Annotated in this window: 27 protein-coding genes, 1 tRNA gene and 1 pseudogene; 4 read left to right on the top strand and 25 right to left on the bottom strand. The window is 67.3% G+C overall.

Annotation, left to right across the window (positions count from 1 at the left end):
• Positions 1-27 precede the first annotated feature (27 nt).
• The 12 genes from WD184_04370 to lepA form a co-directional block, all read right to left on the bottom strand.
• A complete protein-coding gene (locus WD184_04370) occupies positions 28-816 on the bottom strand; it encodes a thioesterase family protein (protein ID MEX0825975.1) in 789 nt (262 codons plus the stop codon).
• On the bottom strand, positions 813-1,067 hold the full coding sequence (locus WD184_04375) for a hypothetical protein (protein ID MEX0825976.1): 255 nt from the start codon (positions 1,065-1,067) through the stop codon (positions 813-815). Before WD184_04375 ends, WD184_04370 begins: the two co-directional genes overlap by 4 nt.
• Complete coding sequence (gene era, locus WD184_04380; GenBank protein MEX0825977.1) at positions 1,064-1,936, bottom strand: GTPase Era; 873 nt, start codon at positions 1,934-1,936, stop codon at positions 1,064-1,066. Before era ends, WD184_04375 begins: the two co-directional genes overlap by 4 nt.
• Positions 1,933-3,102, bottom strand: a complete 1,170-nt coding sequence (locus WD184_04385) for a hemolysin family protein (GenBank protein MEX0825978.1) — start codon at positions 3,100-3,102, stop codon at positions 1,933-1,935. Before WD184_04385 ends, era begins: the two co-directional genes overlap by 4 nt.
• The gene (ybeY, locus tag WD184_04390; protein MEX0825979.1) at positions 3,099-3,563 is read right to left on the bottom strand and encodes an rRNA maturation RNase YbeY; all 465 of its coding nucleotides are present in this window, start codon (positions 3,561-3,563) and stop codon (positions 3,099-3,101) included. The genes WD184_04385 and ybeY overlap by 4 nt, the downstream gene beginning before the upstream one ends.
• Positions 3,560-5,812, bottom strand: coding sequence for an HDIG domain-containing metalloprotein (locus tag WD184_04395; GenBank protein MEX0825980.1), 2,253 nt, complete (start codon positions 5,810-5,812; stop codon positions 3,560-3,562). The genes ybeY and WD184_04395 overlap by 4 nt, the downstream gene beginning before the upstream one ends.
• Positions 5,809-6,777 carry a PhoH family protein gene (locus WD184_04400; protein MEX0825981.1) on the bottom strand — a complete coding sequence of 323 codons (969 nt, stop codon included), beginning with the start codon at positions 6,775-6,777 and terminating at the stop codon, positions 5,809-5,811. Before WD184_04400 ends, WD184_04395 begins: the two co-directional genes overlap by 4 nt.
• A gap of 197 nt (positions 6,778-6,974) precedes the next feature.
• Positions 6,975-7,454 (bottom strand): helix-turn-helix domain-containing protein, encoded by a 480-nt coding sequence (locus WD184_04405; protein ID MEX0825982.1) that lies wholly within the window; start codon positions 7,452-7,454, stop codon positions 6,975-6,977.
• Between the two features lie 135 nt (positions 7,455-7,589).
• Entirely contained in the window at positions 7,590-8,663 is a 1,074-nt protein-coding gene (locus WD184_04410; protein MEX0825983.1) for a DnaJ C-terminal domain-containing protein, read from the bottom strand.
• Entirely contained in the window at positions 8,663-9,652 is a 990-nt protein-coding gene (gene hrcA, locus WD184_04415; protein ID MEX0825984.1) for a heat-inducible transcriptional repressor HrcA, read from the bottom strand. Before hrcA ends, WD184_04410 begins: the two co-directional genes overlap by 1 nt.
• 22 nt (positions 9,653-9,674) lie before the next feature.
• Complete coding sequence (gene hemW / locus WD184_04420; protein ID MEX0825985.1) at positions 9,675-10,859, bottom strand: radical SAM family heme chaperone HemW; 1,185 nt, start codon at positions 10,857-10,859, stop codon at positions 9,675-9,677.
• The gene (gene lepA / locus WD184_04425) at positions 10,852-12,657 is read right to left on the bottom strand and encodes a translation elongation factor 4 (GenBank protein ID MEX0825986.1); all 1,806 of its coding nucleotides are present in this window, start codon (positions 12,655-12,657) and stop codon (positions 10,852-10,854) included. The genes hemW and lepA overlap by 8 nt, the downstream gene beginning before the upstream one ends.
• A 94-nt stretch (positions 12,658-12,751) precedes the next feature.
• Between lepA and rpsT the strand changes: the two genes are divergently transcribed.
• Both rpsT and greA read left to right on the top strand, forming a co-directional pair.
• Positions 12,752-13,018, top strand: a complete 267-nt coding sequence (gene rpsT / locus WD184_04430; GenBank protein ID MEX0825987.1) for a 30S ribosomal protein S20 — start codon at positions 12,752-12,754, stop codon at positions 13,016-13,018.
• Positions 13,019-13,036: 18 nt separating this feature from the next.
• Positions 13,037-13,516, top strand: coding sequence for a transcription elongation factor GreA (greA, locus tag WD184_04435; GenBank protein ID MEX0825988.1), 480 nt, complete (start codon positions 13,037-13,039; stop codon positions 13,514-13,516).
• An 82-nt stretch (positions 13,517-13,598) separates the two neighbouring features.
• Here the strand turns inward: greA and WD184_04440 are convergent, their stop codons facing one another.
• The 4 genes from WD184_04440 to WD184_04455 form a co-directional block, all read right to left on the bottom strand.
• A complete protein-coding gene (locus tag WD184_04440; GenBank protein MEX0825989.1) occupies positions 13,599-14,243 on the bottom strand; it encodes a hypothetical protein in 645 nt (214 codons plus the stop codon).
• Positions 14,244-14,450: 207 nt separating this feature from the next.
• Positions 14,451-15,443, bottom strand: coding sequence for a hypothetical protein (locus WD184_04445; protein MEX0825990.1), 993 nt, complete (start codon positions 15,441-15,443; stop codon positions 14,451-14,453).
• A complete protein-coding gene (locus WD184_04450; protein MEX0825991.1) occupies positions 15,440-17,491 on the bottom strand; it encodes a ComEC/Rec2 family competence protein in 2,052 nt (683 codons plus the stop codon). The genes WD184_04445 and WD184_04450 overlap by 4 nt, the downstream gene beginning before the upstream one ends.
• A 92-nt stretch (positions 17,492-17,583) precedes the next feature.
• A complete protein-coding gene (locus WD184_04455) occupies positions 17,584-18,117 on the bottom strand; it encodes a ComEA family DNA-binding protein (protein ID MEX0825992.1) in 534 nt (177 codons plus the stop codon).
• Positions 18,118-18,251: 134 nt separating this feature from the next.
• Between WD184_04455 and WD184_04460 the strand changes: the two genes are divergently transcribed.
• A complete protein-coding gene (locus WD184_04460; protein MEX0825993.1) occupies positions 18,252-18,443 on the top strand; it encodes a hypothetical protein in 192 nt (63 codons plus the stop codon).
• A gap of 150 nt (positions 18,444-18,593) precedes the next feature.
• On the opposite strand, the gene WD184_04465 is transcribed toward WD184_04460, so the two are convergent.
• From WD184_04465 to leuS, 4 genes are all read right to left on the bottom strand, one after another.
• Entirely contained in the window at positions 18,594-19,043 is a 450-nt protein-coding gene (locus tag WD184_04465) for an ester cyclase (protein ID MEX0825994.1), read from the bottom strand.
• 75 nt (positions 19,044-19,118) lie between these two features.
• Positions 19,119-19,814: a type II CAAX endopeptidase family protein gene (locus WD184_04470; GenBank protein MEX0825995.1), complete on the bottom strand. Its 696-nt coding sequence runs from the start codon at positions 19,812-19,814 to the stop codon at positions 19,119-19,121.
• Positions 19,786-20,187: a hypothetical protein gene (locus tag WD184_04475; protein ID MEX0825996.1), complete on the bottom strand. Its 402-nt coding sequence runs from the start codon at positions 20,185-20,187 to the stop codon at positions 19,786-19,788. The genes WD184_04470 and WD184_04475 overlap by 29 nt, the downstream gene beginning before the upstream one ends.
• The gene (leuS, locus tag WD184_04480) at positions 20,184-22,922 is read right to left on the bottom strand and encodes a leucine--tRNA ligase (GenBank protein MEX0825997.1); all 2,739 of its coding nucleotides are present in this window, start codon (positions 22,920-22,922) and stop codon (positions 20,184-20,186) included. Before leuS ends, WD184_04475 begins: the two co-directional genes overlap by 4 nt.
• Before the next feature lie 96 nt (positions 22,923-23,018).
• Here leuS and WD184_04485 point away from each other — a divergent pair.
• A tRNA-Ala gene (locus WD184_04485) sits at positions 23,019-23,091 on the top strand.
• 63 nt (positions 23,092-23,154) lie between these two features.
• Here the strand turns inward: WD184_04485 and WD184_04490 are convergent.
• From WD184_04490 to WD184_04510, 5 genes and pseudogenes are all read right to left on the bottom strand, one after another.
• Positions 23,155-23,660 (bottom strand): annotated as a pseudogene (locus WD184_04490) (nitroreductase family protein).
• Positions 23,661-23,671: 11 nt separating this feature from the next.
• Positions 23,672-24,097: a ribosome silencing factor gene (gene rsfS / locus WD184_04495; protein MEX0825998.1), complete on the bottom strand. Its 426-nt coding sequence runs from the start codon at positions 24,095-24,097 to the stop codon at positions 23,672-23,674.
• Entirely contained in the window at positions 24,042-25,220 is a 1,179-nt protein-coding gene (locus WD184_04500) for a LytR C-terminal domain-containing protein (GenBank protein ID MEX0825999.1), read from the bottom strand. The genes rsfS and WD184_04500 overlap by 56 nt, the downstream gene beginning before the upstream one ends.
• Positions 25,207-25,776: a nicotinate-nucleotide adenylyltransferase gene (gene nadD, locus WD184_04505; GenBank protein MEX0826000.1), complete on the bottom strand. Its 570-nt coding sequence runs from the start codon at positions 25,774-25,776 to the stop codon at positions 25,207-25,209. Before nadD ends, WD184_04500 begins: the two co-directional genes overlap by 14 nt.
• 36 nt (positions 25,777-25,812) lie before the next feature.
• The gene (locus WD184_04510; GenBank protein MEX0826001.1) at positions 25,813-26,244 is read right to left on the bottom strand and encodes a M23 family metallopeptidase; all 432 of its coding nucleotides are present in this window, start codon (positions 26,242-26,244) and stop codon (positions 25,813-25,815) included.
• Positions 26,245-26,266: the final 22 nt, after the last annotated feature.

The raw sequence follows: 26,266 nt of genomic DNA on the forward strand, positions 1-26,266 counted from the left end.
GCCGGAAGCGGGTAGCCCTCCTCCTCCCTATCCCTCCCGCGGCAATAGCGCCAACTGGCGGGACTGGGCCACCAGCCGCCCGGTGGAATCCCACACCTCACCGTCCTCCTCGAGGAACCCGCCCGTGATGAACCGCGTGGTGAAGGCGCACCGCAGCCACCCAGGAGCGGGCCGGGCCCGCACATGGGTAGTCAGCTCGAGGGTCGGCACCCAGGCAACCGGCAGGTCGGCGAAGAAGATCGTCGGAGGGAACGCGTCTACTGCCACCAGCAGCGCGAGAGTGTCGATCGGCTCGTCGTCTCGAAGGCGGAACCAGCCGCTCACCCTGGGGGCACCCGGCAGCCCTCCGAAACCCACATGGTCCGGGTGCAGCCGCAGCTCGATCCTTCCCACGAAGGGCGGAGGGAACGTCTCGGTCGGCTCGACCGGCACGCACTCCTCCGGTGGCGGCAAGTCGGGCGGTCCCGATTCCAACCGCTCGGTGGTGGCGACCGGTTCGAGTTGACCAAAGCTGCCCAGGATGGAAACCAGCGGACGGTCGGGAGAGGAGAGCGTCGCGGATGCGGTGGCGAAACGTCGCCCTTCCTTGAGCACCTTGGCCTCGACCGTCACCGGACCCGGCTTCCCGGGGGCCAGGTAGTGCGCGGTAACCGAGACCGGGTCGGGCCTTCCCGTCGCCGCGACCGCGGCGCGCGCCGCGATCGCCAGCATGTAGCCACCGTTGGCGTTGCCGGCGATGTCCCAGCCGGCGGCGATCTCGCCGCGCCAGAGCGAGTCACCGGCCGGCGTCACTCGAGTTGCGTCGGCGAAGCTCATGGCTCGCCCCCGATGATCACCGAGTCGGGGCACTCGGCGCGCAATGCGTCGGCAAACTCACTCTCCGTGTAGCCAAGATCCAACGCGGTGCTGGTGGTTTCGAACAGGATCAGCGACGAGTCTTCGAGGGAAGTGTCCGGGTCGGCGAGCACCGCGCAGGCGTCCGCCGCCAGGTCACGCAACTCTGAGCTGCCCCCGCACCCGGCCAGCGCAACCGGGAGCAAGATCATTCCGACGAGGCGCCGGGTCACATTCCGAGCCGTTCGATCATGGTCGGATGCGACTGCCAGTCCTTTTCGACCTTCGCCCGGAGCTCCAGATGGACCGGCGTTCCCAGACGAGTCTCCAGCTCGATCCTTGCCTCGGTGCCCGCGTCCTTGATCAGCAACCCGCCCTTGCCGATGACGATCCCCTTCTGACTCTCACGCTCGACGATCAACCGCGCTTCGATCCTGGTCAGCCCGTCGGCTCTCACCTGCACCTCGTCCACCATCACCGCCAAGGAGTGAGGCATCTCCTCGCGGAGCCGGGCGAGGAACTTCTCCCGAACGATCTCCCCGATCATGAAGTTCTCGGTCTGATCGGTGGGCATGCCCGGCGGAAAGAACTTTGGACCCTCGGGCAGGAGGGCCGTGAGCTCTTCGACGATCGGCTCGAGATTGGCCCCCTCGAGGGCACTCACGGGCACGTACGCCGCAAAGTCCCACTCGCCCGCCATCATCAGGCGCTCGGTGATGTCGTCGGTCGAGGCCGCATCGGTCTTGTTGACCACGCACACCACCGGTGGCGACCCTCCGATCAGGCGCTCGGCGATACGACGATCACCCGGGCCGATCTTCCCGGTTGCCTCGATGACGAAGAGGACGGCATCCGAGTCGTCGATGGAGGCTTCGACCAGCGAGTTCAGCCGGGTTCCGAGCGCCGTCTTGGGCCGATGGATGCCGGGGGTGTCGACGAAGACGATCTGGTAGTCATCGGTGTCGAGGACCCCTCGAATGGTGCGGCGCGTGGTCTGAGGTCGCGCCGAAGTGATCGCCACCTTCGTCCCGACGAGGGCGTTGACCAGGGTGCTCTTGCCGACATTGGGACGGCCGACGACCGATACGAAACCGGATTTCACTTGACGGCCACGCGGACGCGGGCCACCCGCCTGCCCTGCACCCGATCGGCGGTCAGCACGAGACCTTCGATTTCGAACCGCTCGCCTTCTTCGGGAACCCTCCCCGCCAGGGCGAGCATGAGACCCCCGACCGTGTCCCAGCCCTCGTCGGGCAGCTCGCGGGCGATCAGGTCGGCGAGATCGTCGACCGACAGCCGGGCGTCCACCAGAAGCGATCCGTCGTCGAGGGTGATCACCATCGGCTCCTCTACGTCGTACTCGTCGACGATCTCCCCGACGATCTCCTCGAGCAGGTCTTCGATCGTCACGAGGCCCGCCGTGCCGCCGAACTCGTCGACCACGACGGCGAGGTGGACCTTTGACTTCTGGAGCTCCTTCAGCAGCTCGGACACCCGCTTGGTTTCAGGGATGAAGTGGACCGGGCGCATCACCTTCGTCACGGGAAGCGGGCCCTCGCCGCTGTCCATCAGCACGAGGAGGTCGCGGGCGTACAGCACACCAACGACATGATCGAGATCATCGCCGGTGACCGGAACGCGTGACTTGCCGCTGGCGAGGACCAGATCGAGCGCACCGTCGGTGCCGGTAGAGGCAGGCACGGTGATCATGTCGGTGCGAGGGACCATCACCTCGCGAACGATCGCGTCGGTGAACTCCAGCACCGACGAGATCAGCTCGATCTCCTGCGTGTCCTGGTTGTCCTCGTCCTCGTCGTCCTCTTCCCCTTCGTCCTCGTCGTCGATGAGGTCGACGGCGCGCCTACCGACATCCACCGCGATGGCCAGGAAACGAGACAACCGGTACGCGGGCCGCTTCGGCAGCGATCGGCCGAACCCCCGTGGCAAGGTGTCGCCGAAAAGCACCAGGAACACCCCCAGCGCAAAAAGGGTCGCCAGCAGCGTGCCCCCCGAGACGCGGGCCGAGATGGCCCAAGTGGCCGGGATCGCGGCAGCGACCAGCAGAGCTGCATGGACGATCCCGAGACTGGGCTGAACGCTGACCGGGTCCTCCAGAAGTTCGGCTACCCGCGCCGCTCCTTCGTTCCCGTCGGCAGCATCGTGGAGAGCGTCCGCCCGGTGGGTGCGCAAGAGCGACGCCCCACCGAACCGCAATGCAGCGGCGGCGACGATTGCGAGCACCGAAACCCCCAGCGCGATCCCGTTCATCCGATCGACCTCCCGATGAGTCCGAGCAGTTCGTCCTCTCGGCGCTCCATCGCATCGGCGGCGGTGTCCTCTTCGTGGTCGTATCCCATCAGGTGAAGGATGCCGTGCACCAGCAGAAGATGCAGGAAGTCGTCGTAGCCGATGTTCTCCGCCTTGGCGCGCTGCTCGATTTCAGATGGGCACAGGAAGACGTCGCCGAGCACGATGGGGGGGTCGCCGGCGAACCGCGGCGGCACCTGCCCGGGCTTCATCTCCTCGATCGGAAAGGCGAGGACATCCGTCGGGCCGGCCCGGCCCATGAACTTCTGGTTGTACTCGGCCATCTGATCGGGCCCGACCGTGATCACCGACAGCTCGGTGTCCGGGCCAAAACCCTCGGCTTGCATCACCGCATCGGCGAACCCCCGCAGCGAGTGGGCATCGACCGGGAGGTCCTGTTCGTCGCTGAAGAAGATGTTCACGCGGGCTGGGCACTCCTCGGCGCGGGGAACCCGGGGTACGGAATCCGGGTGTGGTAGTACCCGATGAGGGCGTCGACAAAGGCCTCCTTGATGCGGGTGAGCTCGCCAAAGGTCACTTCGGACTCCTCCAGCTGCCCGTCCTCGACCTTCTCGGCGATGATTGCCTCCACCAGGCGCCTGATGCCCTCACTGGTGGGGTCCTCGCTCTGTACCAGGGTCCGGGTGGCCGCCTCGGTCGCATCGGCGAGCATGAGGATGACCATCTCCTTGGTGCGCGGCTTGCGCCCCCGGTGGCGATAATCGGCAGGCTCCATCCGGTCGCCGTACACCTCCTCCGCCTTGTGGCTGAAGAACCGCATCAGGCTGGTGCCGTGGTGGGTGAGGATCCCCTGGGCCACGTCGGGAGGGATCCGGAACTCGCGAGCGAGGCGAAGCCCCTCGGAGACATGACCCCGAATGATCGCGGCCGACTCCTCGGGCGGCAGCCGGTCGTGTGGGTTGGTGACCCCGAACTGGTTCTCGACGAAGTACTTGGGCTGAACCGTCTTGCCAAGGTCGTGGTAGTACGCCATCGCCCTGGCAAGCAGCGGGTTGGCGCCGATCGCTCGAGCCGCCCGGTCGGCGAGGCTGCCGACCAGCACGCTGTGGTTGAAGGTCCCCGGTGCCACCTCCTCCACCCGGCGCAATGCGGGATGGTTGCGGTCGGTGAGGTCGAGCAGGGTCTGCGTCGTCGTTATCCCGAACGCCGACGACAGGATCGGCATCACCCCCAGGGCGGCGACGCCGGAGACGATCCCTCCGACGAACCCCCACACGGCCGACACGAGCAGCAGATCCTGCAGGTCGGCAGCGTCAGGGCCGTAGAAGAACCAGGCGAGAGCAACGGCTAGGGGCACCTGGATGACCGCCGAGAAGATCACCGCGAGGTTCAGCTCGGCACGGGAGGCGACCGAGGTCACCAATGGGATCGGAGTCAGGGTCGCCCCGGCGGCGAATACCACGAGAGCCAGATCGCCGGTGGCGAGTGCGGTGAAGGCGGTTATCGGCACCGCCATCAGCACCGCTATGCGCGCATCGAACAGGTTCGCCGCCAGGTAACCGAAGAATGCCGCCGGCAACAGGAAGCCCAGTTCGATCCGATCGCGCGCCACGACTTCGGGCACCCGCGAGCTCACCGCGGCCAGCACCACCAGCAGGCCGAAGAGGGCGACCTTCTTGGGATCTCGCCACAGGTCGCGAGTGACCCGGGCCATGAACACAGCCGCGAGGAGAACGACGATGGCGGCGATGGCCGCCATCGCCCGCAACGGGATCGGCTCGTCGCCGGGCGCGGCCAGCCCGAGATCCTTGATCGCAGTGGCCTGCACCTGAGTGATCAGCTGACCGATCGACACGATGCTCTGACCCGCCACATAGTGCTCCTGAATCGGCTCCACCGAGTCGCGCGCCGCCAGGCGATCACGCTCCGTGGCGTCGGGGTCGAAGAACTCGTTCGACTGGAGGTACGCCCCGAGGACATCTGCCACCGACGCCTCGGCGGCATCTCGCAGCTCCTCCGGCAGCAGCACCATCGGGCGGGGGTCGGTGACCAGGGTGGCCTTGACGGCATCGAGCTCCGTCGGGCGAATTCCGTCTAGAGCGTGCGCGGTGGCGATGTCGAGGGCCGCCTGCTGGACGATCGGGAACAGCTCCGTCTCGCCGTTCTCCACCCGCTCGCGGTCGTCATTGACGAGGGCCACGAGCGTGTCCAGGGTCTCATCCTGCACCAACGGGTGGAGAACTTGAAGGACGGCGATCTGATCCTGGCGAGGGGGAGGTTCCAGGGCGATGGTGGTCGTCGTCGTCTCTGCAACAGTCGTCGTGGTGTCGTCCGGCGAAGTCGTCGTCGTCTCGGGCACCGTCGTGGAAGTGGGATCGTCGGGAGGTGCAACCGGCTGGGCCCCGGTGTGAACGTTCTGGAACAGCTCGGCGATGCTGTTCAGCATGGCTTCGGTGGCCGACGGCTCCACCCGGTACACATCCGCCACCGCCGCAGCCGCCGCCTGCCGCTCGGCCTCGGTCCTCGCCTCGTCCTCCACCGAGATGCCCACCGGGGCGATGAATGTCACCGGCGACGGGTCGCCGACGTTGAGGGCAATCGGTTCCACCGCCTGCTCCTGGCCGACGAGGAGGGCGATCGATGCGAAGAGAACTGTCGCGGCGAGCACCGCGAACCGGGCCGCTCCCGAAAGCCGGGCTCTCAATCTCACCGCTTCTCCTCGTACTCGCGGTAGGCCTCGACGATCGCCGCCACAATGCGATGGCGAACGACGTCCTCGGCGCCGAGGATCACGAAGGACACCCCCGGGATCTCATCGAGGACATCGCGCACCTGGCGCAATCCGGAGGCCTTCCCGGTGGGGAGGTCGACCTGAGTGACGTCGCCGGTGATCACCATCTTGGAGTTGAAACCGAGCCGGGTGAGGAACATCTTCATCTGCTCCGGAGAAGTGTTCTGGGCCTCGTCGAGCACTACGAAGGCATCGTTGAGGGTTCGGCCCCGCATGTAGGCAAGGGGGGCGATCTCGATGGTGCCTCGTTCCATCATGCGCTGGGTCTCGTCGGGTCCCAGCATGTCATAGAGGGCGTCGTACAGGGGCCGCAGGTACGGATCCACCTTGGCGGCGAGGTCCCCCGGCAGGAAGCCCAACCGCTCCCCCGCCTCCACGGCGGGCCGGGTGAGGATGAGGCGAGATACCGCCCCCGATTCGAGGCCGGCAACCGCCACCGCCATCGCCAGGTAGGTCTTGCCCGTCCCCGCCGGGCCGATCGAGAAGATCACGGTGTTGCGGCGGATGGCGTCGAGATACCGCTTCTGGTTGAGGGTCTTCGGCCGCACTATCTTGCCCCGCCCTACCGCGACGCCATCGCTGAACACTTCCGACGGGCTCGCCACCTCAGCCTTGACGAGGTCGATCACCCGCCGTACCCGGTCCTCGTCGAGGGATTGGCCCTCTCGCACCAGGACGAGCAGTTCTTCGAGCGTGGTCTTGGCGAGCGTCTTCGACGGCTCCGGCCCGGCGATCCGCAGCTCGTCGCCCCTCGCCACGATGAGCACGTCGATGAACGCCTCTTCCACGAGGCGCAGGAACGCGTCGCGTTCGCCCAGGAGAGCCAGCATCAGGTGGTCGCCGGGGACGCGCAGCGTGACCTCATCGAGAGATGCTTGCGTCACAGAAATCCTCGTATTGGGAGGAACATTGAGAGGACAGGACTATACCGGGGCCCAGCCACAGCCACAGCCCCGAGACGGCTCGAGCCACTGCCACGGCCCCAGCCAGAGACGCGTTGGAGATACTCGAAAGGTAGGAGCCGCCTCCGGCCGGGGCTGGAGCCCTGGGGCTGGGGGGCTGAGCCGGCCGAAAGGCCGGCTCAGGCTTCCGTTGTTAGGCCGAGTTCGGCGAGGCGTTCGGAGAACGACTCCTCAGACTGGTCGATCAAGAGTGCCAGGAGCCGCAGGTCGTCGCGGCGGATGGTGAGCACCTTGCCGTTGTAGTCCTGGCGCATCATCTGGATGGACCGCAGGAACCGGGTGAAGATCACGGATTCGGTGCCGGAGAGGCGCTCGAGCCGGTTCAGGTCGATGGTGACGCCGCCACTCGGCAGTGGCTCCATGGTGCGCTCGCCATTCTCCTCTTGAGGGAGGAATTGGGTGATCGGCACCTGGAAGAACTTCGAGAGCCGCTGCAGCCGGGGAAGGGACAGGCTGCGTTCGCCCCGCTCGTAGGCACCCACCACGGCAGCCTTGAACTCGCCATTGGAGAGCCGCTGGACGTCCTGGAGCGACAGGCCGCGCTGCCGCCTGATGGAGCGCAGCCGCGATCCGACCGACTCGTTGTAAGTATCCGCCACCGGACCTCCACTCCCCGCCCCCCGCACCGCGGGGTCCGTTGAATTCGCCGAGTGTTCACCGAGAACGCTCTGCGCACATGCTAGCGACACGGAGAGCGCGTAGTCCAGCACGTGGTCCTGGTTGCCGATCCAGCCTCAGGAGCGACGGCGCTTCTTTCGCCCGGCGACCGGTGCCTCCCCCATCGCCGCCCCATAGGCGCGCAGCGCCTCCTCGGAGGCACTGTCGAGGCGTTGGGGCACGAGCAACCGCACCTCGACGAGCAGGTCGCCCCGACCGCGGCCGTGGAGCCGCGGCATCCCCTGCCGGGAGAGCTTGAAGACCGTACCGGGCTGGGTGCCCGCGGGAATGTCGATCTCCACGGGGTCGCCGTCGACCATGGGGATTTCCGCCGAGGTCCCCAGGGCCGCCTCCGAGAGGCCGATCTCGACCCGGTGCACCAGATCAGGCCCGTGCCGCTCGAAGCGGGGATCGGCCTCCACCGTCACCTCCACGAACAGGTCACCGGATCGTCCGCCGGGCTCGCCCGCAGCCCCCCTCCCCTGGAGGCGGAGCCGGGAGGCATCCTCGATCCCGGCCGGAATGTCGATCTCTTCCTCGAGGTCCCCAACGACCGAGCCGGTGCCTGAGCACCCCAAGCAGGGCTCGGCGACGATCCTCCCCCGGCCCCGGCACTGCTCGCAGCGGGCGATGGTCATGGCGGCGCCGAGCAGCGTCTGTCGGGTCACCCGCACCGATCCCTGACCCCCGCACCGCTCGCAGGTGTCGAGGTCCGAACCGGGGGCCGCTCCCGAACCGGCACAGGTGGCGCAAGTGGCCGGAACCCGGTACGCCACCGAGCGCGACGTGCCGCTCGCCGCTTCGGCGAGGCTGATGCTCACCGCCACCCCCACATCCCTGCCTTGAGCCGGACCGCGGGAGGCGCCGCCGAATCCTCCCCCGAAGAAGCGGCTCAGCAGATCGTCGACACCGGCGAAGGAGGAGAACAGGTCACCCAGATCGATCCGGTCACCACGGTCGTAGGCAGCCCGTCGCTGCGGATCCGACAACACCTCATATGCCTCGGCGATGATCCGGAATCGTTCCTCGGTGCCCCGATCCCCGTTGTTGGCGTCGGGATGGGTTTCGCGGGCCAACTGGCGGAACGCCTTCTTGATCTCCTCTTGTGAGGCATCGCGTTCGACGCCGAGCACCTGGTAGTAGTCGGCCATCAAGGTGCCAGCGTGTCGCCGAGGGCGTCCGAGACCTCTTCGACGACGCGAATCGTGCGTCGATAGTCCATCCGCATCGGGCCGAGCACGCCCATCCGGCCTCGGGAGCGGCCGGCGGCGAAGGGTGCCGACACCACCGCCAGGTCCTCCTCGCCGGCGTGGATCTCAGGACCGAGTCGGACCGTCGTCCCCTCCGCCGAGTCGTCGAGCAGCTCAAGGACTGTGGCCTCCCGCTCGAGCAACGCGAGAATCCGATGGAGTTTGGTGAGGTCTTCCCACAGCTCGACCATCCGGCTGGCGCCGCCGACATGGATCTCACGGCCGCTGGAGGCGGCGCCCTCGACCGCTTCGAGCACCCGATCGACGAGGGACCGCGCCATCGGGGCCAGGCCGCCGAAGTCGTAGCCGATGGGTGCCGACGGCATCGTCGTCCCCACCAGGGCCTCGATCAGGGCCGAATTCGCCTCGGCAACCTCTGCTGGAGTCGCCGGTGCCGGGCAGCGAACGATGGACTGATGTACCCGCCCGCCTTCAGCCACGAGCACCACCAGCACCACCCCGGGCTCGACCCAGAGCAGGTGGACGTCGCGCAGGGTCTGGTCTCGTAGGCCCGGCCCGAGCACCACCGCCGGGTAGGCGGTGATCTCCGACAGGAGGTCGGAAGTCTCCCGGAGAACCTTGCCGAACTCGGATTGGAAGGAGCCGAAGAAATCGGCGATCCGGCCGCGGGTGGAGGCACGGAGGAGGCCGGGCGAGAGGTGGTCGATGTAGTAGCGATATCCGCGATTGGTCGGCACCCGGCCGGCGGAGGTGTGGGGCTTGGAGACGTATCCCTCGCGCTCGAGCACGACCAACTCGTTGCGCACCGTGGCGCTCGAGCAATCGAGCCCGGAGCGGTCCAGAATCGTCTGGGAGGCCACGGGCGCACCGGAGTCGATGTACTCCTCGACGAGTGCGGCCAGGATCCCGGCCTTGCGATCATCCAGCATCAGGCGGAGGTTAGCAGTGCTGCTAGCAGTCGCCTGGGGGGAGTGCTAACAGGGTGCGGGCGACTTCGTCGCCCAGCAGCGCCCGAATCACCCGGATGCGGTCGCCCGATCGTTCGATCACGCCGGTGGCAACCAGTCGCTGGCCCGCCGCAGAGGCCAACATCGCCGATCCGGCGACGCCGGGGACGACTCCCGCCACCCGCCGCAACCCGATGGCGACCCGCTCCACCTCTCTCCCCCAGCGCTCCAGCCGCTCCTCGCCCGCCACGGCGCCGGTCGCCGCCCGCTCGATGTAACGATCCACCCGGCGCACGTTCCACGAGCGGACGCCATCGCGATGGCGATGAGCACCGTTCCCGAAGGCGGCGTACTCGCCCTGGCCCCAGGTGAGAAGGTTGTACCGGCAGTGATGCCCGGGACGGGCGAAGTTCGACGTCTCATATCGAACGAGTCCGGCGGCCTCCGCGGCCGCCGCCACGATCTCGTACTTCGACGCCTGGTCGTCGGGGTCGGGCGCCGCCGCCCCGGCGAGGACGGCTCGACCCAGCGGGGTGCCCTTCTCCACCGTCAAGGCATACGCCGACAAGTGGTCGATGCCGGCATCGATCACCCGGGCGACGGAGTCCGACCAGGAACGGTCGGACTCACCCGGGGTGCCGTAGATGAGGTCGACGTTCACCGAGGCGAGCGCACCCACCGCTTCGGCTATCGCCGCAAGGGCCCCTCCCGGATCGTGCGTGCGGCCGAGTGAGAGGAGCACCACCGGATCCAGGGACTGCACGCCGAGCGAGATTCGGTTGAAACCCGTCCCGGCGAGCGCGGCGGGAACCCCCGGCAGGAGGTCTTCGGGGTTCGCCTCGATCGACACCTCGGCGCCCGCAGCCAGCCCCAGCTGCGCCTCGAGCGCTGCGAGAACCCTGCCGAGGTCGGATGGGTTCATCGAGGTGGGGGTACCGCCGCCGACGAAGACCGCATCCAGCGGTCGGGCGAAACGCGGCTCCGACGCGATCTCCTCGACAAGCGCCTCGAGATATGGCCCCCGCGCGTCCGACGCACCTCCATCGGCCGAGAGCGCGACGACGGCAAAGTCGCAGTACGGGCACACCGAACGGCAGAACGGGATGTGGACATAGGCCCCCACCCACTCCGCCGCATCGTCGGCAAGGGATGGATCGTCCGGACGACGCGGGGTGGTCCGGTCAGTCACTATCGATCTGAAGCACGGCGACGAAGGCCTCCTGGGGCACCTCGACCTGCCCCAGCATCTTCATCCGCCGCTTGCCTTCCTTCTGGTTCTCGAGCAGCTTGCGCTTGCGGGTGATGTCGCCGCCGTAGCACTTGGCGGTCACATCCTTCCGCTTGGCCTTGACGGTCTCGCGGGCGATGATCCGTGAGCCAACCGCCGCCTGGATCGGCACATCGAACAACTGGCGGGGGATGATCTCTCGCAGCCGTTCGACCAGTCGCTTGCCGTACTCGTACGCCTTGTCCCTGTGAACGATCGAGGAGAACGCGTCGACCGGGATGCCGTTGAGCAGAATGTCGACCCGGGACAGGTCGGAGGCGTCGTAGCCGTCGGGCTCGTAGTCGAGCGATGCGTAGCCCCGGGTGCGTGACTTCAACTGGTCGAAGAAGCCGAAGACGATCTCGGCGAGCGGGACCCGATAGATCAGCTCCACCCGTTCGGGCGACAGGTAGTGCATCGATCCCATCACCCCGCGGTGATCCTGGAGCAGTTCCATGACCGTGCCGATGTACTCGGACGGCGTGATGATCATCACCTTGAAGAAGGGCTCGAGCACCTGGCGCAGGCTCCCCGGGTCGGGCAAGTCCTGAGGGCTCTTCACCCCGATCTCGACGCCGTCGTTCCGAATCGCCCGGTAGGCGACCGACGGGGCGGTGGCCACCAGATCCAACCCGTATTCCCGTTCGAGGCGCTCTCGAACGATTTCCATGTGGAGCAGGCCGAGGAACCCGCAGCGGAAGCCGAAACCGAGAGCCTTGGACGATTCGGGCTCCCATACCAGCGCGGCGTCGTTGAGACGGAGCCGATCCAGCGCCTCGCGCAGGCCTTCGAAGTCGTCGCCGTCGGTGGGAAACAACCCGCTGAAGACCATGGGCTTGGGCTCGCGATAGCCGGGCAGCCTGTTCTCGGAACCCCGATCCCGCCTTGTCACCGTATCGCCGACCCGGATCCGTCCCACTTCCTTGACCCCGGTGATCAGGTAGCCCACCTCACCCGGTCCCAAAGAAGCGACCGGTACCGCCTTCGGAGTGAGCACCCCTACTTCGTCGGCGGGCAAGTTCTCTCCGCTGGCCATGAAACGCAAAGGATCACCCGTCCCGAGGCTCCCGTCGACCACCCGCAGGTAACAGACGATTCCCCGGTAGGTGTCGTAATAGGAATCGAACACCAGGGCCGTGAGTGGTGCCGCCCGGTCACCCGTCGGCGCAGGGAGCCGATCGATGATCGCCGCGATCAACTCGTCGACGCCTTCTCCGGTCTTTGCGGAGATCCGGAGGACGGTGGCGGGATCGACCCCGAGCACGCCGGCGATCTCCTCCGATACCCGCTCCGGGTCGGCTGCCGGCAGATCCACCTTGTTGATGACGGGGATCACGGTGAGGCCGCCATCGACGGCGAGATAGGCGTTGGCCAGCGTCTGGGCCTCTACCCCCTGGGCCGCATCGACCAGGAGCACCGCCCCCTCACACGCGGCAAGACTGCGCGACACCTCGTACGTGAAGTCGACGTGGCCGGGCGTGTCGATGAGGTTGAGCACGTACTCCTGCCCGCCGGGCGCCACGTGGCGCAGGCGCACCGCCTGGGCCTTGATCGTGATACCCCGTTCCCGCTCCAAGTCCATCGAGTCGAGCACTTGTTCCCGCATCTCGCGCGAGGTGATCGCCCCGGTGCGCTCGAGCAGGCGATCGGCCAGGGTCGACTTGCCGTGGTCGATGTGCGCGATGATCGAGAAGTTGCGAATCGAGGAGGTGTCCGGCACGGTGCTTCCGGGAGGCGACGGGGCGCATTGTACCGGCGGTCCCGGGGGTGCTATCGTGCCGCCGTTCCCCCTATTTTCGACGGCTGGATCCAACATGGCCAACATCGCCTCCCAGATCAAGCGCAACCGCCAGAACGGCAAGCTGCGCGCCCGCAACCTCGCCATTCGCTCCGAGTTGAAGACTCGCATCAAGAAGGCCGAGCAGGCAGTCGAAGCGGCCGACGACGCAGCGTTCGCCGACGCGTACCGCGAGGCCCAGAAGCGCATCGACACTGCGGTCGCCAAGGGCGTGCTGCACAAGCGCACCGCGGCCCGGCGCAAGGCGCGCCTGGCCCGCCGGGGCCCGCAGCCCGCCTCCTGACACCCGGGTCCTCCCCCGATGACCGAAGACGCCACCACCTGGCTATCCCCGGCGGCTCACAAGCGGCTCGTCGACGAACTCGAGCACCTGATGACCGACGGGCGGCAAGAAGTCACTGAGAGGATCGCCGAAGCGCGCTCGCACGGCGACATCCGCGAGAACGCCGACTACGAGGCGGCCAAGAACGAGCAGGGCCTCATGGAGGCCCGAATCCGCAAGATCCAGTCGATCCTCGACACCGCGGAGGTCGGCGAAGTCGTCGTGGGCGACACCGTGGAAGAAGGCTCGGTGGCGACCGTGAAGCGTGAGGACGGCGGCGAAATGGATGTGTTCGTCGCTACCCAGGAGAACAAGGTCCCCGGCCACATCCTCGCTTCCCCGTCCAGTCCCCTGGGAGCGGCCCTTCTCGGCGCCTCGGTCGGCGACAAGGTCTCCTACGAAGCCCCCAGTGGGAAGTTCCAGGTGACGGTGCTGGCGATCAAGCCGTTTGAGGGCTAGGAAGCCTCCAGCCTCCAGCCTCCAGCCTCCAGCAAGAGAAGAGAGCGGGCCTGCGGCCGCTGGGCGGCCTGCTTCTCCAGATTCAGTCTGTGGGGGGTTCGTAGCGGAACACGGCGGTGAACGACACCGTTTCGCCGCTGCGAATTTCGGCGACGTCCTTGCAGATCACGTGACCGGTGAAGTACGGCGTGGCGATCACGAGTCCGGCCGCTCCCGTCGGTGTCAGGTCGAGGTGATATCCCGACCGGGACAACTCGAGCGAGCAGTCACCGCTCCTCGAAGTGAACGATTGCCCGTCGATTGTGAACAGGACGGTCATGGCTGCGGTGCGGGCCTGGCCGGCCATCGCCTGCCCTGCGATCACCGCCAGCGTCCCGCCGCCCCGGCTGTAGCGCGCGTTCACGTCGACCGGGCCGTCCCGCATGTAGGCACCGGTCGCGTCTGAGGGCACCCATACGAAGGGAATCGACACGTGGTCGAGCACCGAGCGCCCGGCGATTGCTCCTGACCACTCGATCACGGCGCCGTCCTGATTCAGAGCAGCAAGCTCGACGCCCAGCTCATCGAGGAGACTTGTTTCCTGATCAGCACCTTGGGCGACCACCTGGGCGATCCCCAAACCCGACGATGGCAGGAAGATCCGCCCCACAATGAACACGAACGCGAACACCACGCCAAAGCCGATGAGAGCACCGCTCAGGTCCTGGCGGATCGCTCGAGTCGTCATGTGACTTCGATAGCCCTGACTCGTCCGATTGCCGGTGACATTGCCACACCTTGGGGAGGCTGCTCGGTCAGCGTACCTGGATGCCTTCTCTCACAAGGTCGCGTGCCGTGGGACCGAGCATCCACGATCAAATCCGCCGCGCCGCGCATTGCGCATCCACTTCTGGCCAATCGCCAATCGCGGGCCGAGCGCAAGGCTGAGCGGCCCCTATCGGCCGCGGCCCTTGTACCACCTTGCCAGGGCGACGGTGAGGCGCTCCAGGGTCACCCGGTGGGTCGGTTCCGGGGCGGTCTTCAGGGCCAGGTCGGCGCGGGCCACCGCGTCGAGCGCCTTACGCAGGTCGTCATCCGTCGTGGCGGTCCGGGCGCCCCATGCTTTCTTGACCGGGTAGTGATCCGGACGCGCACCAACCCATTCGGCGAATACTTCGATCGAGGGAGCCGACGAGGCGAGTGCCCGCTTCTTGAGATCGGACTCGACGAAAGCCAGCAGCTGCAGTGGATGACCGTGAGTCAGGAAGTCCGAGAGGCGCCGAAGCGCATCGCCTGTCTTGCCGGCGGCAAGCGCGTCGGCGTAATGCCACATCGGCTCGTCGGGCCGGTTACGGAACCGGGCGGCGACTGCCTCCACGGTGATCGGCCCCTCGAGCGTGGCCAGCTGGTCCAAAGCCTGGCCGAGGGCGGCGACATCGGACCCGAAGCGCTGCACCAGGGCGGCGTCGACGCCGGGACCGAGGCGGATACGACGGTCGCGCGCCGCCTGGCCAAGCCATTGATAGGCATCGTTCTCGCGCATCTTCTTGACGGGATGCGACTCGCCCTCCGCCTTGACGATCTTGGCGACGGCAGAAGGAAGCGCCCCCTCGGACACCAGCACAACCGCCGACTCCCCCGCCACCAGCCCGGTGATCAATGAAGCGACCACCGCCGCCTCCGCCACCTGGAGGTTCTGGGCATCGACGATCAACACTCCCCGCAAGCCACCGAAGAGCGATCCGCTCTGTAGCGCGGGGATCAAGCGCTCCACTTCGGGACGCAGCGTCCCCTCGCCTTCCTCACCGGCGCCGCGTCCAGGTACGTCGAAACGATCGAAACCCTCGGTGCCCGCCTGCTCGATGAGTCGGCGGGCCCGTTCGAGCATCTCCTGACGCTCGCCCGGGCCTGTGTCCGGAGGCCCGGTGATGGCGTGGAGCGGCTTCACCCGGCGGACGGTAGTGCGGCGACTCGATCGAGGCGGATGACGATCGTGCCCTCCTCGTCGGTTCGCCGCACATCCGCCCCGCTGGCCTCCAGCGTCGCGATCACCTCGTCCGACGGATGGCCGAAGGTATTGGGGCCTACGCTGATCACCGCGATCTCCGGCGCCGACGCCTCCAACCACCTCAGATCCGAGGTCCGCGCTCCCTGGTGGGGCACCTTGAGCACGTCCGCCCTGAGAGGGCCCAGCTCCGCCTGGGCAATGGCTTCGATATCCCCGCTGAAAAGGACCGAGGCTCCGGCGGCCTCGACCAACAGCACCAGGGATCCGTCATTGGGCGACTCGTATCGGCGGAGGGGTCCGAGGACCTCGATGACGAATGACCCGACGCGGACCGCGGTCCCCACCGGCGGTGACTCGACCACCCCGCCCCCCGCCGCCACCTCGGCCGCAACCGAGTCGAGGGGCGACCCCTCTCCCAGCTGCGGAGCGTGCCACATCCTTACGACCCGGGCGACCGCAGTGACGCCCTCCAGCCCGGCGGCGTGGTCGGCGTGGCGATGGGAGACGACCAGGAGATCGATCCGCCGGACGCCCCGATCGCGTAGGTGGGCTCGCAGAACGGAGGGATCCGCGCCGCCGTCGATAAGAACCACTTCGCCCGCCGGCCCGAGGAGGAGGGAAGCATCACCCTGGCCCACGTCGAGGAACGCCACCGTGGGTTGGGATGGGAGCCCTGGCGGCACCAGCGCCGCCAGCACCAGTGCGGCCGCCCCAACTGCGGCAACCGGCCGCATCGGCCTGAAGCGAGCGGCCAGCAACCCGGCCGAACCGAGGCCGATCACCGCCACCACCCCGAGTTGAGGCAGACCGGCCGCCCCGCGCCCCACCGCCAGTACCCAGTATGCGAACTTCACGCCGGCGTCCACGAGGAGATCCAGATGAAGGACCGCTCCGACGCCACCGACCGAGGTCGCGACAGCCACCAGGGGCGCCGACACCAGATTCGTCGCCGGGGCGAGCAGCGGGATCTCGCCGAAGTGGTAGAGCAGCAGAGGTGCCACCGCGGTCTGCGCCGCCACGGTGGCCACCAGGATGGCCCACAGCCACCGGGGACGTCGTCCCGCGGCCAGCGGTGCGCCGAGCATGATTCCCGCCGTCGCCGCCACCGAGAGTTGAAAACCGACCTGTCCGGCAATGCCGCCGTCGAGAGCGATCAACCCTCCCACGGCGACGCCGAGAGCAGTCCATGGACGCACCGGCACCCCGGCGATACGACCGCCCAGAACGATCCCCGCCATCGCCGCCGCCCGTACCACCGACGGCTCCCACCGGGTGACGATCACGAAGACGCCCAAGCCGATGAGCCCGGCGAGAGCGCGCCCACGAGGACTCCACCCCAAAGGGGCCACTACCAGCCACCAGGCCACGAGGAACAGCGCGACGTTGCTGCCCGAAACGGCCACGAAATGGCTGAGCCCGGCGAGGCGGAGCGCCTCGAGATCGGCTTCGGGAAGCCGGCTGACATCGCCGATCAGGAAGCCGGAGAGCAACGCGCCTTCTGGTCTCGCTGCCACCCGATCGAGACCGCCGAGCACGTGCGACCGCAGCCGGTTCCCCACCCGGTACAGCGGGTTGGCGGCGGCACCCAATCGCTCGATCTCCCGAGCATCGACCACCCCGCCCACCAGGGCACCCCGTACGCGGAAACTTCCGGCTCGTACCGAGCCGGTGACGAGCACCGGTTCCCCGGCAGCGATGCTCATCGGCACCTCACCCCGCACAAGCACCACCGGGAGGTCGGCTCGCACCCAAGCTCTGTCGACGAGCACCGACTCGGGGGCGACGACGATCCAGGGGGCAGATCGCGATCCCGAGGGATCGCCGACGGCTACCCCGACGAAGGTCAACGGACCGTCTTCGATCCCGGGCTGAGGCGCCCGGGCAACCTCACCGGAGTGGAGACCGAGCAGCAGGAGGACCGCCGTGCCCAGGACCAGTGCTCGACGACGCACCACCGCGGCCACGAGCAGGGCCGATACCAAGAGCACGACGAGCAGTCGAGGGCCGGCGGCGCCGAACCAGACTGCGGCGGCTCCGAAGAGGGCCTTCCGATCGATCCCGACAGGGATCCCAAGGCCATTCAGGGAACGAGCACCATCTCCCGCAGCGCCGCCAGCTTCGCCTCACCGATCCCGGGGACGTCGAGCAGGTCCTCGACCACGGTGAAAGGCCCATGACGCTCCCGGTGCTCGACGATCCGCTGAGCGAGCACCGGCCCCACCCCGGGGAGGGTCTCCAGGGCCACCGCATCGGCGAGGTTGATCGCCACCCTGCCGTCCTGGTGGCTGATCGCCGAGTCGTCCGGGCTGACGGCGGGCACCACCAACTGCTGCCCGTTGACGACATTGGCGGCCAGGTTGAGCGCGGTGAGCAACGCGTCCGCCCGCGCCCCTCCCGCCGCCAGGATGGCGTCGGCGATCCGGGACCCGCCCGGTAGGGACACGAGTCCGGGCCGGACTACCGCTCCCGACACGTGGACGGTCAGGTGGGTCTCGGGGCGCTGCCCCGCCACGACCTCGAAGGGCGGCGGCGTCGAATCGTTCGCCGGCCAGAGCAACAGGGCTCCGCCCGCCAGGGCGACCACGGTCGCGGCGGCGATCCAGGTGCGTTCCACGGGGAAGACATATCAGCGGGGTGTGACGAGGGGAAGGGGGTCGATCGCCCGTCGACTGGGGAGACCGCGAGGCCGTGGACGGGGCGCACCGGCCATGCAACACTTCGAGTTGACACGTCTAGGGGGAGATTCGCATGGCTCGAAGAACCGGTCTGAATCTGAGCGCGCCCAAGGTGATCACCTTTGTGATCGCGGTGGTACTGATGGCAATCGGAATAGTCGGGTACTACACCGACGTCTTCGACCTAAAGGTCGATACGGCGTTCATGGTCCTCACCGGCGGTGGTGTCCTGCTCGCCATTTCGGTCCTGCTCAAGGACCTCTAACCGCGACGAACTGCTCGATCCGCCCCCTGGTCCCAACCGGGGGGCGGATCTTGTTTCGGCACCCGCGTTCTTCGGAAGACTGAATGCGAAGAGCCGGAACTTGGCGGCAGCCCCTCGGCCCCGCCTCGAATCCGGCTCCGTGGCATCTCCCTAGCCTGTCTCCTCCCCGGCCAGCAAGCCGAGTTGGGTGAGGACTCCGAAAATGTCAGGTGCCGCCCAGACCTCTCCTAGCAGGCCGTTCTCGATCCGAAAGATGTCGATCTCCTGCGCTGTGATCTGCTTCCCGCTGGGCGGCGCGCCCATGAATTCACCCTGGTGCGTTGCTCTCGCCGTCACCCTGGCTACCACCCGATCGCCCTCTTCAATCAGATCTTCTACCGCAATCGTCGCGTCGGGGAATGCGCCGTACCAATAGGCGAGTTCGGCCCGAACACCGTCGCGGCCCTGATTCGTGGAACTGTTGTTGATGAAGTCGGGAGCAACCATCTCGGCGACAGCATCGACGTCGTGACGGTTGTACGCCTCATACCATCGTCGGACCAGTTCCTTGTTCTCCTGCGACACGGTCTTCTTCCTTTCGTCCCGGGGTTTCGCGATCACCATGCCGCAATGTCGATTGCGACGCTTGGCATTCGAGACCTGGGAATCGACATCCAGAGGTGCAAGGAGATGGCCCTACAGAAAGAGCACGGCGATCACCGTCACCAGGTTGAAGCCGGCGTGGATGGCGATGGCCCGGCCGAGCCTGCCGGTACGCGCCACCGAATATCCGAGGGCCATTCCCAGCACCAGGAACACCGGCATCGCCAACAACAGGTTGGGGTCGAGCAAGTGGAGGAGGGCGAAGGCGACGGACGAGCCGATCACGGCAGCCCGCATCCCATATCGTGATGCCAGCCCGCGCAGCAGCACCCCCCGGAAGACCAGTTCCTCCGAGATCGGGGCGAGCACGACCAGGGCAATGACCACCGCGATCTGTTCGAGACCGCCCACGGCGAGCCCGGCGTCGTCGACTATCTCTTGGGAAGGAAGGGTCCCGCCGAACAGCCCGAGTATCAACGCGATGAGAATGCTCAATCCGAGTTGGAGACCTACGCCCTCGAGGAGACCCCGCCAATCCTGTGGCTCCGCCCTGAATGCCAGTGCTTCACGCCACGGCTCCCGGGTCCGCCCGAGCACCGCGATCCCGACGAATATCCCAAGGGCCTGGAACGGGGCGATGATCCCGAACAGCTCGAACACCGTGATCTCGTCGGAGCCGATGAAGGGCCCGGATGCGATCGCCCCGGCAATCCAGAAGAACAGGAGGTACAGAGCATCGATCGCCCGCCATGGCCGCCGATCAGCCCGAGAGTCGAGCGGCAGTTCCACGCGCCTCCACCTCCAATCCAATCGCCCGGTAGGCGTCGTGGTGAGGCAGGCCGCCCCGTCGGCTCCGCAGGTAATCGCCCACATAGGACCGGAGCCAACCGATTGCCCCCAGCCTCCTCCACTGTTCGATGTGGGTGAGCTCATGCACCATCAACGGCCCCAGATCGGCCAGCGAGGCACGGAGCCGGTCGGGATGGACATAGACCCCCCACGGGAGCGCCACGGCGGTGACGCCTCGGGCCCAGAAGAACCGGAACCAGCGGGCGGCCTCCCACACCGGGACGCGAGTGGCGTCGACCCGGGGAAGCGCCTGCGCCAGAGCCGCCCGGTCGATGCCGGCGGCATCCACGGCCTCGGCGATCGAGAACCTCACTGGACCACGTTGACGAGACTCGGTGGGCGCACGATCACCCGCCGCGGCTCGGCTCCCCCCAGTAGGGCCTGCACCTTCTCCGAGCCGAGTGCCAACTGGCGGGCCGCGTCTTCACCGATGGCGGCCGGCACCTCGATGCGGTCCCGCACCTTGCCGTTCACCTGGACGACCATCGTTACCGTCTCCTCGGCCGCGAGCGCCTCGTCGAACTCGGGCCACGGCGCCATCGCGATCGACGGCTCGTGACCGAGGCGCTCCCACAACTCCTCGCAGATGTGAGGAGCGAGGGGGGCGAGCAGCCGGATGAAGACCTCGGAGACGACTCGCGGGACCCGCTCCAGGGGCACCAGGGCGTTGTTCAACTCGAACATTCGCGCCAGCGCGGTGTTGAAGCGGAGTTGGCCCATGTCCTCGGTTACCTCCCGGATGGTCCGATGGAGCAGACGCAACGTCCCGTCGTCCGGGGACTCCTCGGTCACCAGCAGCTCGCCGCTGTCGGGGTCGACATGATTCCGCCACAGCCGCTGCAGAAAGCGGATCACTCCGACGATGTCGCGAGTGGTCCACGGCTTCGACGCGTCGAGCGGTCCCATGAACATCTCGTAGAGACGGAGCGTGTCGGCGCCATGCTCGGCGACGAACTCATCGGGAGTGACGGAGTTCTTCTTCGACTTGCCCATTTTGCCGGTGCGGAGGTGCACCACCTCGTCCTCGTAGAGGTATGCCCCATCGCGGAACTCGACCTTTTCCGCCGGAACGTAGAAGCCCCGGTCGTCCTGGAAGGCGTCGGCGAGGATGTACCCCTGGTTGAACAGGCGCCCGAACGGCTCGGCGGTCGAGACCAACCCGAGGTCGTAGAGGACCTTGTGCCAGAAGCGGGCATACAGCAGGTGGAGGACGGCGTGCTCCACTCCGCCGACGTAGAGATCCACCCCGTGCTCGCCCATCCAGTAGCGCTCGGCGGCCTCCCCGACAAGGCGTTCGGTGTTCCCCGGGTCGGCGAATCGCAGGTAATACCAGCAGGAGCCCGCCCATTGGGGCATCGTGTTCAGCTCGCGCCGGTAGGGCACGCCGTCGATCTCGACGACACGCCACTCCTCGTCTGCCCGGCCGAGAGCGGGAACCGGATCCGAGCGCTCGTCTTGATTCGTGTCCGGCTTGAAGTCGTCGAGAGCGGGCAGGAGCACGGGGAGGTCGGCGTCCTCCACTGCGCGCAACTCACCGTCAGGCCCGTGAAGGATCGGGATTGGCTCGCCCCAATACCGCTGGCGGCTGAACAGCCAGTCATGGAGCTTGTAGGTGATCGTCGCCCTGCCCAACTTGCCGTTCTTGAGCCACTCGATGATCCGTGCCTTGGCGGCGGCGACACTCAGACCGTCGAGGAACCCACTGTTGATGGCCGGTCCCTCTTCCAGGTAGGCCTTTCCGTCCCAGCCTGCCGGCGGGTCGACGGTCCGGAGGATCGGGAGATCGAACAGCTCGGCAAACTCCCAGTCGCGCTCGTCCTGCCCCGGCACTGCCATGATCGCTCCAGTGCCATACCCCAACAGCACGTAGTCGGCGACAAACACCGGGATCGGTTCGTCGGTCACCGGGTTGATGCAGAACGAGCCGGCGAAGACCCCGGTCTTCTCCCGGGCCTCCATCTGGCGGTCGATCTCGGTGCGGCTGAGCGCATCGGCGACGTACGCGGTGACGGCCTCGCCCGGCGTGGCGGCACCACCGGTCCACACCGGGCGGGTCCCGGCGGGCCACTCTTCGACAACCAGCGAGGGGACGAGCGGGTGGTCCGGGGCCACGACCACGTAGGTCGCCCCGAAGATGGTGTCGGGCCGGGTGGTGAACACTTCGATCGCGCTCTCCCCGCCGGCAACCGCAAAGCGAATCGTCGCTCCTTCGCTGCGGCCGATCCAATTCCGCTGCATCGCCTTCACTGACTCCGGCCATTCCACGAGGTCGAGATCGTCGATGAGTCGGTCGGCATACGCGGTGATGCGCAGCATCCATTGACGCAAAGGCCGGCGGAACACCGGATGATCGCCGCGTTCGCTCTTGCCGTCGCGGGTCACTTCCTCGTTGGCGAGGACGGTCCCCAGAGCCGGGCACCAGTTCACCATCACCTCGTCGATGTAGGCGAGGCGGCGACCATTCAGGTACCGCCTCCTGGCAGATGGGTCGAGGTCAGCCCATGGAGTTCCTTCCGCACTTCGCTCACCCGCCTCGAGTTCCTCTTCCAGCTCGTCGATCGGACGGGCGTGCTGGCGATCGGGGTCGAACCAGGAGCCGAACAGCCGCAGAAAGATCCACTGAGTCCACCGGTAGTAGCCCACATCCGTGGTCGACAGCATCCGGTCCCAGTCATACGACAGACCGATCGATCTCAGCTGCCGCTCGTAGTTGGCGACATTCCGCTCGGTGGTGATCCGCGGGTGGATGCCCGTCTCGACGGCGTACTGCTCGGCGGGGAGCCCGAACGCGTCGAACCCCATCGGGTGAAGGACGTTGTGGCCCCGCATGCGTTGATACCGCGAGTAGATGTCGGTGCCGATGTATCCGATCGGCTGGCCGACGTGGAGCCCCTCCCCCGACGGGTACGGGAACATGTCGAGCACATACATCTTCGGCTTCGAGGCGTCGAAGTTCGGATCGTCGGGGTCACCCGCGCGAAACGTCCCGTGGCGGTCCCAGTACTCCTGCCACTTCCGTTCGATCTCGAGGTGGTCGTAAGCCGTCAAGTCCTGCCATCCGAGAGGATGCCGGAGAATAGACAGCACGCGTGAGACGGCGGCCAGCCGGGGAGCGGGCAGCCACTGATACAATCCGCCCATTCCGGGGCTGTAGCTCAGTTGGCAGAGCACTTGCATGGCATGCAAGGGGTCAGGGGTTCAAATCCCCTCAGCTCCACCCGGTTCATGCCCGGGCCGACTTCGGCGGCTTTGCCGCCGAACAGACGCCGGTCGGCCCGCCCTACCAGTGCTCGCGGTGGACGACTTCGTCGAGTGGCCTCCGGTTGGGTGATCGGATCGGGGCCAGCGGCCAGCCCGCGGGATATCCCAGCGAGATGATCGCGGCGCAGAATCTGTCTTCGGGGAACCCGAGCAACTGGCGCGCCAACGCCTGGTCGGCCACCGCGGCGTGGGCGGAGCCGATACCGAGGCCGGTGGCAGCGCGCGCGATGCTCATCGTTGCCTGCCCCAGGTCGTAGTAGAGCCAGTTCCTGGTCTCCTCCGTCGGGCGATGATGGCCACCGCCGCGGCGGCACCGGCGACGTGGCGGGCACCTTGCCACACGGCTGCGAGAGGTTCGAGGACGCCACGATCGGTCACGACGACGAAGTCCCAGGGCTGCCCATTGCGCGACGACGGGGTGCGCCGGGCGGCCTCGAGCACCTTGTCGAGGTCGCCTGCAGCGATCGGCACCTCGGTGAACTCACGCACGTTGCGGCGGGACCGGACTGCCTCCCACATGTCCATGGCTGCTCCGATCAGCCCGGAGCAGCCTGGAACGCGAGCCGGGGGGCGTCTCGCCAAAGGCGCTCGAGGTCGTAGTACCGCCGGGTCTCGGCGTCGAAGAGATGGACCACGATGTCGCCGAAGTCGAGGAGCACCCAACCGGCGTCCTCTAGGCCCTCCCTCCGCAGGGGCTTACGGTCGAGCGCAGAGAGACGCACCTCGACTTCCTCAGCCAGAGACAGAACGTGGCGACGAGAGGTACCCGTTGCGATCACAAAGACATCGGTGAGGACGATCACCGACGAGACGTCGAGCAGGGCTACGTCGAGGCCCTTCTTGTCGTCGACCGCAGACGCGGCTGCCTCGGCGGCTTCGGACGTGTCTGTGTGCAGAGCTATGGGTTCAACCCTCCCCGGACGGGATGTCGTCGCCCACGATGATAGATACGTCGACGACACCTGAAGGAGCGCGCACCTCGAGAAAGAGGCTGCCGCGCCCGAGCAGCTCTACGATCTCGCGCGCCGTCGCCTGGTGCTCGCCGCCCTGCGCGATGACGAGGGTCACGGCATATTCGAACGTGTCCGCGTTGTCGGTACGCACCAACCGGAATCCGTGTCGGATGAGCACGTCGGCTACCACCCGGGTGGTGCCGATTCGACCGTTCCCATTCAGTATCTCGATCCGGGGCCGACCTTCCGGCCGCAACAGCAGGTGGCCGATCCGCTCCGCGACGAAGGCGTCCGCTCGACCGGAGACGGGGGCCAGGCCGGATCCAGCCACCGACTCGGCTCGTTCGACAGGAATGGTGCCAACGACGCCGGCGTCGTGACCTGCAACCGTCACCAGGATGTCCGCAGCCGAGGTGCCTCCACCCTCCGCCAGCAGCCGATCGGCCACCCGGGGGTCGGCCGCCACCTGCTCCAGAATCGTCCGCCATGCCGCCCCCTGGCGTTGAATGAACTCGAAGACATCGCCCTCCCCGTGTTCCACCAGCAGGGTCTCGAGCATCTCCGGGGTGACCACCGACGGGCCGGCCGGGACCAGTCGCTCGATGCCGGCATCGCCCCGGGCGAACAACGGTGCAGTCAGGTCCACCGTCACCGGGCCCGGCATGGCCGCAGCCACCGCACCGCGCTCGAGCGCGACCACCTGGTCGATCCTCACTCCGAACTGGTTGGTCACCGCGAGCGCTGCCAGATCGGGACCCTCGAAATCGAGGGCGTCGACCAGACGGAACTCTCCGAAGCCGGGGACCGCGAGCAGCAGAGTCTGCGGCAGCACGATCACGGTCGGGGTCCCGGACGGTGACACCGCGACCAGGGCAAATGCCGAGCCTCCTTCGGCGGACCCGAGGGTCACCAACATCGAGCGCGATTCCCCCACCACCCGCGAGTCGATCTCGGCTTCGGGAATTGCGGCGGCTAGGTCTCTCAGGCTGGTGCTCCACCCTGCCACCACGCTCTGCGCCTCTGATGCGCGAACAGCCACCCAGTCGCGGTAAAAGTAACCGGCCGCTGCGGCGACCATGGCGAGGCCGACTGCGAGGACAATGACGAGCCGGCGGCGCTTACGCCCAGGCATAGAGGTCATGCTCGACGATGTACGCGTGTACCGACTCGCGGACGAGGAAGCGAATACTCCGTCCACTTGCTCGCCGTTCGCGCAGCATCGTCCCGCTCATCGGGAACTCCGGCACATCGAGCCAGACGATCCGCGCTCCGGTCGCTTCGACCTTGGCCGGGTCGACGCCTGCCCGCGGCATCACGGCGACAATGGCCCGCTCGATGACTTCGTCGAAGCGGTGCCACGAATCGAGCCCGGCAGCGGCATCCGCGCCGAGGATCAGGACGACCTCGTCGGCACCGAGCTCGTCGAGGGTGTCGATGGTGTACGTCCACCCATCGCGCCGCACTTCGCGGTCGTCCGCATCGAAATAGTCGACTTCGTCGATCGCCAATTGAGTCATCGCCCACCGGTGCTCGGCTGCGCTCACCCGGTTGCGGGCCTTCTGCCACGGGGACCCTGCAGGGAAGAAGGTGACGACATCCAGACCCAGGTCGCGGTAGGCGGCTTCCCCGGCTACCAGATGGGCCCAATGCGGTGGATCGAATGTTCCCCCGAGAATGCCGCGGCGCACCGGCGACAGGATAGGAGGTAGTTCGCCAATGGTCGCTCAGGCCGCTGCCACCAGCCGCACGCCAGGCCCAGGACTGAGCGAACCGCAACCAGCCCGCATCGGATCGAGGTAGCGATCTCCGAGCCGGAGGGAGAAATGGATCGCCTCCAACCCGTGATCGACGCCCGACAGTCCGATGATCTCGCCCGCACGGACATGCTGACCCTGCGCCACGGAACGGCTGCTCAGATAAGAGTAGGAGGTGCGCACCGACCCGCCGTGGCTGATGGTGACGCTGGCGCGCCCGGCGACTTGCCCCGAGAAGGTGACCACACCCGCATCGGCGGCCCCCACCGAGGTCCCCGCAGGCACCGCGATGTCTATCCCCCAGTGGCCGCCGTAGAGCCCCTCAGGCGCGAATCCCCGGACGACCGGACCGTCGGCCGGTAGCCCAATTAGGCATGAAACGAAGAGCGCCGCGATCAACAAGGCAGCGGCAAGGTATCAACGC

It is taken from the genome of Acidimicrobiia bacterium (assembly GCA_040878325.1).
Classification (GTDB): Bacteria; Actinomycetota; Acidimicrobiia; order Spongiisociales; family UBA11373; genus JAUYIV01.

What these genes read in the sequence shown, in the direction of transcription:
- WD184_04460 (MEX0825993.1), top strand. Translation starts at nt 18,252, where the DNA reads ATGGCTCGAAGAACCGGTCTGAATCTGAGCGCGCCCAAGGTGATCACC.
- WD184_04500 (MEX0825999.1), bottom strand. Translation starts at nt 25,220, where the DNA reads ATGCCTGGGCGTAAGCGCCGCCGGCTCGTCATTGTCCTCGCAGTCGGC.
- WD184_04440 (MEX0825989.1), bottom strand. Translation starts at nt 14,243, where the DNA reads ATGACGACTCGAGCGATCCGCCAGGACCTGAGCGGTGCTCTCATCGGC.
- WD184_04385 (MEX0825978.1), bottom strand. Translation starts at nt 3,102, where the DNA reads ATGAACGGGATCGCGCTGGGGGTTTCGGTGCTCGCAATCGTCGCCGCC.
- WD184_04410 (MEX0825983.1), bottom strand. Translation starts at nt 8,663, where the DNA reads ATGGCCGACTACTACCAGGTGCTCGGCGTCGAACGCGATGCCTCACAA.
- WD184_04370 (MEX0825975.1), bottom strand. Translation starts at nt 816, where the DNA reads ATGAGCTTCGCCGACGCAACTCGAGTGACGCCGGCCGGTGACTCGCTC.
- greA (MEX0825988.1), top strand. Translation starts at nt 13,037, where the DNA reads ATGACCGAAGACGCCACCACCTGGCTATCCCCGGCGGCTCACAAGCGG.
- rpsT (MEX0825987.1), top strand. Translation starts at nt 12,752, where the DNA reads ATGGCCAACATCGCCTCCCAGATCAAGCGCAACCGCCAGAACGGCAAG.
- hrcA (MEX0825984.1), bottom strand. Translation starts at nt 9,652, where the DNA reads ATGCTGGATGATCGCAAGGCCGGGATCCTGGCCGCACTCGTCGAGGAG.